9 protein-coding genes and 1 rRNA gene are annotated in these 9,011 nt (G+C 70.5%); 8 read left to right on the top strand and 2 right to left on the bottom strand.

The features are described from left to right. The 3 genes from rrf to M2271_RS26080 form a co-directional block, all read left to right on the top strand. Positions 1-91, top strand: a 5S ribosomal RNA gene (gene rrf, locus M2271_RS26090); the annotation flags it as partial. Between the two features lie 211 nt (positions 92-302). After that, positions 303-1,523 (top strand): hypothetical protein, encoded by a 1,221-nt coding sequence (locus M2271_RS26085; protein WP_280889771.1) that lies wholly within the window; start codon positions 303-305, stop codon positions 1,521-1,523. Then, complete coding sequence (locus M2271_RS26080; protein WP_280889770.1) at positions 1,415-2,251, top strand: hypothetical protein; 837 nt, start codon at positions 1,415-1,417, stop codon at positions 2,249-2,251. Before M2271_RS26085 ends, M2271_RS26080 begins: the two co-directional genes overlap by 109 nt. A gap of 67 nt (positions 2,252-2,318) precedes the next feature. Here the strand turns inward: M2271_RS26080 and M2271_RS26075 are convergent, their stop codons facing one another. Then, positions 2,319-3,611, bottom strand: a complete 1,293-nt coding sequence (locus tag M2271_RS26075) for a DUF1015 domain-containing protein (protein WP_280889762.1) — start codon at positions 3,609-3,611, stop codon at positions 2,319-2,321. A gap of 72 nt (positions 3,612-3,683) precedes the next feature. On the opposite strand from M2271_RS26075, the gene M2271_RS26070 reads away from it, so the two are divergent. The 4 genes from M2271_RS26070 (at position 3,684) to M2271_RS26055 (ending at position 7,936) form a co-directional block, all read left to right on the top strand. Further along, complete coding sequence (locus M2271_RS26070; protein ID WP_280889761.1) at positions 3,684-4,712, top strand: HAD hydrolase-like protein; 1,029 nt, start codon at positions 3,684-3,686, stop codon at positions 4,710-4,712. 277 nt (positions 4,713-4,989) lie between these two features. Continuing rightward, positions 4,990-6,033, top strand: coding sequence for an iron chelate uptake ABC transporter family permease subunit (locus M2271_RS26065; RefSeq protein ID WP_280889760.1), 1,044 nt, complete (start codon positions 4,990-4,992; stop codon positions 6,031-6,033). Then, positions 6,030-7,067: an iron chelate uptake ABC transporter family permease subunit gene (locus M2271_RS26060; RefSeq protein WP_280889759.1), complete on the top strand. Its 1,038-nt coding sequence runs from the start codon at positions 6,030-6,032 to the stop codon at positions 7,065-7,067. The genes M2271_RS26065 and M2271_RS26060 overlap by 4 nt, the downstream gene beginning before the upstream one ends. Then, positions 7,064-7,936 carry an ABC transporter ATP-binding protein gene (locus tag M2271_RS26055; RefSeq protein ID WP_280889758.1) on the top strand — a complete coding sequence of 291 codons (873 nt, stop codon included), beginning with the start codon at positions 7,064-7,066 and terminating at the stop codon, positions 7,934-7,936. The genes M2271_RS26060 and M2271_RS26055 overlap by 4 nt, the downstream gene beginning before the upstream one ends. An 87-nt stretch (positions 7,937-8,023) precedes the next feature. On the opposite strand, the gene M2271_RS26050 is transcribed toward M2271_RS26055, so the two are convergent. Then, on the bottom strand, positions 8,024-8,371 hold the full coding sequence (locus M2271_RS26050; protein ID WP_280889757.1) for a sterol-binding protein: 348 nt from the start codon (positions 8,369-8,371) through the stop codon (positions 8,024-8,026). A gap of 356 nt (positions 8,372-8,727) precedes the next feature. On the opposite strand from M2271_RS26050, the gene M2271_RS26045 reads away from it, so the two are divergent. Beyond that, complete coding sequence (locus M2271_RS26045) at positions 8,728-9,009, top strand: hypothetical protein (protein ID WP_280889756.1); 282 nt, start codon at positions 8,728-8,730, stop codon at positions 9,007-9,009. Positions 9,010-9,011: the final 2 nt, after the last annotated feature.

Here is a 9,011-nt window from a genome sequence, read left to right as displayed (position 1 = left end):
GCCCGGTTACATTTCGAACCCGGAAGCTAAGCCTTACAGCGCCGATGGTACTGCAGGGGGGACCCTGTGGGAGAGTAGGACGCCGCCGAACAATCTTTGGAAGGACCCCTGGTCACCAGCGTTCAGCTGGGACCAGGGGTCCTTTTTGTTTTTCCAGAGCGCGCCGGGTACCCGGCTGCGCGAGAATGACTTGCGGTACCGAAGACAGGAGCCACCCATGTCCACCAACTCTCCCGACGATCGACCGGAGCGCGACCAGCGGCGACGGGACAGTGGTGACCGCGGCGGCTACCGCGGTGACCGTGGTGGCAACGACCGTGCTGGCAACGACCGTCGAGGCGATGACCGTAGCGGTGATCGTGGTGGTGACCGTGGTGGGTTCCGCCGTGACGACAACCGGGGCGGGCCTGGCCGGCGGGACGACCGACGCGACGGCGATCGCGGTCCTCGCCCGGCGTTCGGACGTGATGACCGTTCCGGTGGGCCGCGTCGTGATGACCGTCCCAGCGGTCCCCGTCGTGATGACCGTTCCGGTGGTCCCCGTCGTGATGACCGTTCCGGTGGTCCCCGTCGTGATGACCGTCCCAGCGGTCCCCGTCGTGATGACCGTTCCAGCGGTCCCCGTCGTGATGACCGGGACCGTGGGTTCCGTGGCGGCGACGACCGCCCGAGTGGGCCGCGTCGTGATGACCGTTCCGGTGGGCCGCGTCGTGATGACCGCTCCAGCGGTCCCCGTCGTGATGACCGGGACCGTGGGTTCGGGCGTGACGATCGTGGTGGCGACCGCCCGCCCTTCCGCCGCGACGACCGTGGGGAGCGTCGCAGCGACGACCGCGGCGGCTTCCGCAGGGATGACAACCGTGGTGGAGTCGGGCGACCTGACGACCGTCGTGGGGACGATCGGGGCGGCGATCGCGGTGGTTTCCGCCGTGACGACCGGCGTGATGATCGCCGTCGTGATGACCGCCCGAGTGGGCCGCGTCGTGATGACCGGCCCAGCGGTCCCCGTCGTGATGACCGTCCGAGTGGGCCGCGTCGTGATGACCGCGACCGGGACCGTGGGCTCGGTGGCAGCGGCGACCGTGACCGTGGGTTCCGGCGTGACGATCGTGGTGGCGACCGTCCGCCCTTCCGCCGCGACGACCGGCGCGACGATCGGCGGAGTGACGACCGTGGGGACCGTGGCGGGTTCCGGCGGGACGACAGCCGCGACAACCGTGACAGCCGGAGCGGTGGGTTCCGTGGGCGGGACGACCGTGGTGCACAGGGGCCCCGTCGTGACGACCGCGGTGGGCGCCCCAGCGGCTTCCGCGGCCGGGACGACCAGGACCGTGGCTTCCGCGGTGGCGACGACCGGCGCGGCGGTGGGCGGTTCCGCGATGAGCGGGAGCGGGACCGGGAGCCGATCAAGCGGCTGCCGATCCCCGAGGACGTCACAGGCGACGAGATCGACAAGGACGTACGGCAGGAGCTGCAGAGTCTGCCGAAGACGCTCGCGGAGGATGTCGCCAAGAACCTGGTGATGGTGGCCAGGCTCATCGACGAGGACCCCGAGGGCGCCTACGGCTACTCCAAGGTGGCCCTGCGGCTCGCCTCGCGTGTGGCTGCCGTACGTGAGGCTGCCGGGTTCGCGGCGTACGCGAACCAGAAGTACGGTGAGGCGCTCGCCGAGTTCCGGGCCGCGAAGCGGATGACCGGCAATGTCGACCTGTGGCCCGTGATGGCCGACTGTGAACGTGGGCTGGGGCGGCCGGAGAAGGCGCTGGACATGGCCGGGGCCCCCGAGGTGCACAAGCTCGACAAGCCCGGGCAGGTGGAGATGCGGCTCGTCGCGGCCGGTGCCCGGCGGGACATGGAGCAGCTGGACGCGGCGATCGTGACGCTGCAGGGCCCCGAGCTGGCATCCAACTCCGTCCAGCCGTGGACTGCGCGGCTGCGGTACGCGTACGCCGACGCCCTGCTCGCAGCCGGTCGGGAGGGCGAGGCACGGGAGTGGTTCGCCAAGTCCGTGGAGGCCGACAAGGACGGCAGCACCGACGCCTCGGACCGGCTCGCCGAGCTGGACGGAGTCGAGTTCGTCGACGCCTTCGACGCGAACGAAGTCGAGGACGAGAGCGAGAGCAAGGACGAGAGCGGCGACGTACTGGAGAGCCTGGAGACGCCCGTCGAAGACGCGGGCGTGGAAGACCACGTGGAAGACGACGTGGAAGACCACGTGAAGGACGACGTGGAAGACGACGACAAGGACTGACGTCCGTGTATGAAGGGGGCGGGAACCCGAGGTTCGGGTTCCCGCCCCCTTCGTATGTCCGCGGCCGTTATTGGTCCAGCATGCGCAGTACCAGGCCCGACGCCGGCTTGGGGCCGAACGACGTGGACTTGCGGGGCATCGTGACACCTTGGCGGGCGAGGTCGCGGACGACCTCCTCGCGGACCGGGTGCATCAGGACGGCCGTACCACCGTCGCGTTCGGCCTTCTCGACCGTGGCCGCCGGGTCGTGGATGTAGGCGATCCGGGTCGGGTCGTCCTCGGGGATGTGCCATACCTCGGCGAGGAGGGTGGCGTGCAGGACCGTTGCGTCGAGGGTGCGCCAGGCGGCGGGTTGCTCGGCGGGAACCGTGCGGGACAGCAGTGCCGGGTCCGGGCGGTCCATCAGATGGAAGGCTCCGTCGCCGGCCAGCAGGAACGCGTTGCCCTCGCAGGCCGCGTCCGCCAGGGCCTTCAGGGCCTGCGGCAACGGGACGTCGAGACGGCGTACGCGGAACAGGCCCTCCACGGCGGCCACGGCGTCCGCGACGGGCAGGTCGTGCAGGAGGCGGTGGATGGCGCGGACGCGCAGGGGGTAGCGGACCGTGTCGACGAGGAGGACCAGGCCGAAGTCCCAGGGGCTGGGGGAGGGGTGCTCCGCGCGTAGACGCCGGTATGTGGCCCAGCGGTGGTGGCCGTCGGCGATCAGGGCCTGGTGCCGGGCCAGGTCGGACCGGATGTGGTCCAGGTCGGCGGGGTCGGTGATCGACCACAGGCGATGGCGGAAGCCGTCCTCCGTGGTCGTCGCGAGCAACGGGGAGTCTTCGGCGGTGCGCTCGACGACCTCGGCGGTGACGGACGCGGAGGCGGCACCACGATAGGTCAGGAGCAGGGGTTCCAGGTTCGCGCAGGTGGCGCGCATCAGGGCGGCTCGGTCGGCGACGACATGCGGCATGACGTCCTCGTGCGGCAGGACCACACCCTCCGAGGGTTCCGACAGACGCAGGGCGCCGATGATGCCGCGCTGGAGGAGGCCGTCGCCGTCGCGCTGCTCGTAGACGTACAGGCCCGGCTCCGGATCGGCGGTCAGGACTCCCTCGGAAAGCCAGCGGCGCAGGGTGCGGGCCGCCTGTGCGTTACGTTCGGCGGGGGTGGTCGCCTGGGGGAGGATCAACCGGACGATGTTGTGCGGGTCCGCGGACTGGAGATGGTGCACACCGTCGGGGCGTACGACCACGTCGTAGGGCGGAGAGGTCACGGCGGCCAGGGTGCTGACCCGGTCGGGGTGGTAACGCAGGCCTCGGAACGGGGTGAGTTCCAGGCCTCGGCGCGCCGTTGCTTCCGAGTGACCTGCAGAGTTCATCCCGGCATCGTACGTGTGTCAGTGGCATGCGGGATGATCGGAGGAAAGCCGACGAACGAGGAGCGATGCGGAATGAGCCAGCGTGTCAGGACGAGGCCCGAGGGCAGTGGGCGAGCCCTGAGCGAGGCGTACGACACGGCGCTGCTCGACCTCGACGGGGTGGTGTACGCGGGCGGGAACGCGATCGCGTACGCCGTCGAGTCGCTCGCCACCGCGCGCGGTGGCGGGATGCATCTCGCATACGTCACCAACAACGCGCTGCGGACGCCGGACGCCGTGGCCGAGCACCTCACCGAGCTCGGCATACCGACGGGGGCGTCGGACGTCATCACCTCGGCGCAGGCGGTCGCACGGCTGATCGCCGAGCAGGTGCCCGCCGGCGGGCGTGTGCTGGTGATCGGCGGCGAGGGGCTGCGGGTGGCGCTGCGTGAGCGCGGCCTCGAGCCCGTGGAGTCGGCGGACGACGATCCGGTGGCGGTCGTGCAGGGGTACGGCGGGCCCGATCTGAGGTGGAGTCGGTTCGCGGAGGCCGGCTACGCCATCGCGCGCGGGGTGCCCTGGTACGCGTCCAACACCGATCTGACGATTCCTGGCGCGCGCGGGATCGCGCCAGGGAACGGCGCGGCGGTGGAGGTCGTCCGGATCGCGACCGGTGCCGAGCCGCAGGTGGCCGGCAAACCGCTGCCGCCGATGCACCGGGAGACGATTCTGCGGACCGGCGCCGAGCGGCCGTTGGTGGTCGGAGACCGGCTGGACACGGACATCGAGGGGGCGTTCAACGGGGAGGTCGACTCGCTGCTCGTTCTGACCGGGGTGACGGACGGGCCGCAACTGCTGGCCGCGCCGCCGCAGCACCGGCCGACGTATGTCGACGCCGATCTGCGGGGGCTGCTCACCGGCCAGCCGGAGGTCATGGAGGCGGACGGCGGATTCCGCTGCGGCGGCTGGACGGCGAAGGCGGGGGCCGTGGGGCTGGAACTGGACGGCGAGGGCGAGGCCTTGGACGGGCTGCGGGCGCTGTGCGCGGCGGCCTGGACGGCGGCCGGTGACGGTGTGTGCGAGCTGGACGGAGGGAAGGCACTGGCACGGCTGGGTCTGTGAGGAGAAGGCATACGAACGGCAGTGAGCGGCAAGCGGCGCAAGCGGCAAGCGGCGCAAGCGGCAAGCGGCGCAAGCGGCAAGTGGCAAGTGACGCAAGTGGCAAGGCGTAACTGTGAGCCCGTGAGCGTGCGTTCCCCGGGATCGCGGGCACTCTCGGGATCGCGTGCGTTCCATAGGGATCGCGTGCACTCGCTTCCCGGGTTCGCGGGTTCGCGGGTTCGCGGACGTTCGCCCTCCAGGATCGCGGCTGCTTGCGAGGGTAGGCTAACCTAACTGCGTGTTGGTCGACAGTCCTCCCGAACAGCGCGCGGAGAACGCCCCCGCGCCCCCGAAGCGCCGGACGATACGAGTCGTCGGGTTGCTCCTCTCGGTCGTGCTCCTGGCCGTTGTCGCGATGGCGAGCATCGCGATCGGTGCCAAGGCACTCTCCGTGGGCGAGGTGTGGCACGGCCTGTTCGAGGATTCGGGGACGTACGCCGACGTCGTGGTCGCCGACCGGCTGTCACGGACCGTGCTGGGAGTGCTGGCCGGCGCCGCGCTCGGTCTGGCCGGGGCCGTGCTGCAGGCGCTCACCCGCAACCCGCTGGCCGATCCCGGACTGCTCGGCATCAACGCGGGCGCGTCCGCCGCGGTCGTCACCGCCGTCTCGTTCCTCGGCGTCACCTCACTGAGCGGCTATGTGTGGTTCGCGTTCCTCGGCGCGGCCGGGGTCGGGGCGATGGTCTGGTTCCTGGGCGGCAGCCGGGGGGCCACGCCGGTGCGGCTCGCGCTCGCGGGCACCGCGATCAGCGCCGCGCTCTACGGCTATCTCCAGGCCGTGATGATCCTGGATGACGCGGCGCTGAACAGGATGCGCTTCTGGACGGTCGGTTCGCTGTCGTCGGCGACCAACTCGATCATCGTGCAGGTGTTGCCGTTCCTGCTGGTCGGCTCAGTCCTCGCGCTCGTCCTGGCCAGGCCGCTCAACGCCGTGGCCATGGGCGACGACACCGCCAAGGCGCTCGGCGCCAACCTGAACCGCACCCGGGCACTGTCCATGCTGGCCGCGACCGTGCTGTGCGGGGCCGCGACCGCCGCGTGCGGGCCGATCGTGTTCGTCGGGCTCATGGTCCCGCACATCGTACGGTCCTTCACCGGTCCCGACCTGCGCTGGATCCTGCCGTACGCGGCCGTCCTGTCGCCGGTGCTGCTGCTGGGCGCCGACATCCTCGGCCGGATCGTCGCGCGGCCCGCTGAGCTGCAGGTCGGGATCGTCACCGCGCTCATCGGCGGTCCCGTGTTCATCTTTCTTGTACGTCGGCGGAGGCTGGCCCAGCTGTGAAGACCAACCGTGCCCTCAGGACCCCGGGCGGGCTCTCGTTGCGGGTGGACGTCCGTGCCGTCACCGTCGTCGTTCTGCTGCTGGTCGTGGCGCTCGCCGCGAGCGTCGTGCTGATCGGCACCGGCGACTTCCCGATCCCGCCCGCCGACGTGCTCCGGTCGCTGGTCGGCAACGGCAACGCCGGCCAGGAATTCATCATCAACGAGCTGCGGCTGCCGCGGGTCCTCGTGGGACTCCTGGTCGGCGCCTCGCTCGGGCTGGGGGGTGCGCTGTTCCAGGCCATCTCCCGCAATCCGCTGGGCAGTCCGGACGTGCTCGGGCTCGGCCAGGGTGCGGCGGTCGGTGCCCTGATCGTGATCGTGCTGATGTCCGGGAGCGCGGCTCAGGTCACCGTCGGCGCCCTGCTGGGCGGTCTCGCGACCGGAATCGCCATCTATCTGCTCGCCTGGAGGCGGGGTGTGCACGGCTATCGACTGGTGCTGGTCGGTATCGGTGTGTCCGCGATGCTCACCGCGCTCAACAACTATCTGCTCACGAGGTCCGACCTCACCGATGCGGCCCGTGCCGTCGTCTGGATCACCGGCTCGCTCGACGGCCGTGACTGGGACCAGGTGTGGCCGCTTCTCGGGCTGTGCGTCGTGCTCGTACCGCTCGTCCTCGCCCATGCGCGCAAGCTGCGGATCATGGAGATGGGCGACGACGTGTCGTACGCCCTCGGGGTGCGTGTCGAGCGGGTACGGATGGTGCTGTTGGTGGCCGCTGTCCTGCTCACCGCGACGGCGACCGCGGCCGCCGGGCCCATCAGCTTCGTGGCACTCACGGCGCCGCAGCTGGCCCGCCGCCTGACCCGCTCGCCCGGGCCGAACCTGCTGGCGTCCCTGTGCATGGGCGCCACCCTCCTGGTCACCGCCGACTGGATCTCGCAGCGGGCCTTCGGGGCCGACCAACTGCCCGTGGGTGTGGTCACCGGCGTCCTCGGCGGCGTCTACCTGCTGTGGCTGCTGGTCATCGAGCGCAAGGCGGGTCGGATATGAGCGTCGGCAGCAGCGCAGGCATCGGGCTGGACAACCAAAGGAGCACCGTGAACCGCCTTTCCGCCGAGAACGTGACCCTCGCCTACGACCAGCGGGTCATCACCGAGCAGCTGTCGGTGGAGATACCCGACAACTCCTTCACCGTGATCGTCGGCCCGAACGCCTGTGGCAAGTCCACGCTCCTGCGGGCGCTGTCCCGGATGCTCAAGCCGAACCGGGGACGGGTGCTGCTCGACGGGCAGGTCATCCAGTCGCTGCCGGCGAAGAAGGTCGCGCGTACCCTCGGCCTTTTGCCGCAGTCGTCGATCGCGCCCGACGGGATCACCGTCGCCGACCTGGTGGGCCGTGGCCGCTACCCGCACCAGGGCATCCTGCGGCAGTGGTCGACCGAGGACGAGCGGGTGGTGCAGGAGTCGATGGCGCAGACCGGTGTCGCCGAGCTCGCCGACCGCTATGTCGACGAGTTGTCCGGCGGCCAGCGCCAGCGGGTGTGGATCGCGATGGCGCTCGCCCAGCAGACCCCGTTGCTGCTGCTCGACGAGCCGACGACCTATCTCGACATCCAGCACCAGATCGACGTACTGGACCTGTGCGCGGAGCTGCACGAGGAGCAGGGGCGCACGCTGGTCGCCGTGCTGCACGACCTCAACCACGCCGCCCGGTACGCCACGCACCTGATCGCCCTGAAGAGCGGCCGGATCATCGCCGAGGGCGCGCCGAACGACATCGTCGACGCCGAGCTGGTCGAGGAGGTCTTCGGGCTGCGCTGCCAGGTCATCGACGACCCGGAGACGGGGACGCCGCTGGTGGTGCCGGCGGCACGCAAGGCGCGTACGGAGGCGAAGGTCGCGGCTGAAGTGCGTGGCTGAAGGGCGCGGACGAAGGGTGTAACCGAAAGGCGTGGCCGAAGGCCGTGGTCAAAGGCCGTGGTCAAACGCCGTGGTCAAAGGCCGTGGTCAAAGAAGCTTCCTGAGGCGGAGCAGGTCCCTGAGGCCGGCCTCCAGTCTCACTCGGCTCGAGCCCCAGGCCTTCGCGAAGTTCAGCTCGCCGTGCACCAGCGCCACCAGGTCGTCGCCCGCCATGGCGAGTCTGATCTCGGCTTTCTCCGGTGGCGGTCCCTGGACCGTGTCCGCCACCTCGATCCGCCCGCCGGTGAGCCGGCCGACGAAGGTGACGTCCAGGTCGGTGATGTGACAGCTCACCGAACGGTCCAGGGCCGCGGCCGTGTGGACGTCCCCTTCGGCGGAATGCATGCTGTCGGAAAGCTTCTCGAGTGCGGCGCGGCACTCCTCGATCGTGGCCATCGCGCTCGACGGTACCCCAGTCGACGCTTTAGCTCGATCGTGTGATCGTCGGGTTTTTGGCTTTTGGTGCCGCGTAAGAGCCGGGACAGCGTGATCCTGCGATCCGGGACGCCGGGTGTGGCGTCGGCGTGCGGGGCCCCTGCCGCACGAGCGATGGTTCTGGGTCTCCCCGTCGCCTCCGGCCGTGTCCACAGGCCAGATCGTGCGGGACTCTCCCGCCCGGCTCGGACCACGGACGCGATCTGTGTCGCCGCCCGGGATGCGAAAGCGGTGACCGGCGCGCCCAAAACCGTTCGGGGCGGACCGACGTGCAGGGCTCACTCCTGCTCACTGCCGAGGAACGGTAGCGTCTGGGCATGAGTGACTCTGTTTCGGAGACCGATTCTCCCCAGGACGTGGCGGTGGCGGAACCCGCACTCGGGCCGTTCACCGCTCCGCTGAACGTGCCCCGCACCCCGACCGGCAACGGCGGCGTCGACGCCCAGCTCGCGCGGCTCGGCGACGCGGACCACCTCGCCACGGACGGACACGTGGAGGTGTACGAGGATGTACACCGGGGGCTGCGCGACGCGCTCACCGCGCTCGACGCCCGCCCGGGACCTCCGGCGCCCCTATCGCCGTACGGGAACAGGAGCTGAAC

The organism is Streptomyces sp. LBL (assembly GCF_029893585.1).
GTDB lineage: Bacteria > Actinomycetota > Actinomycetes > Streptomycetales > Streptomycetaceae > Streptomyces.
The sequence above is the reverse complement of the archived record's forward strand: the minus strand, read 5'-3'. Positions and strand labels throughout refer to the sequence as shown.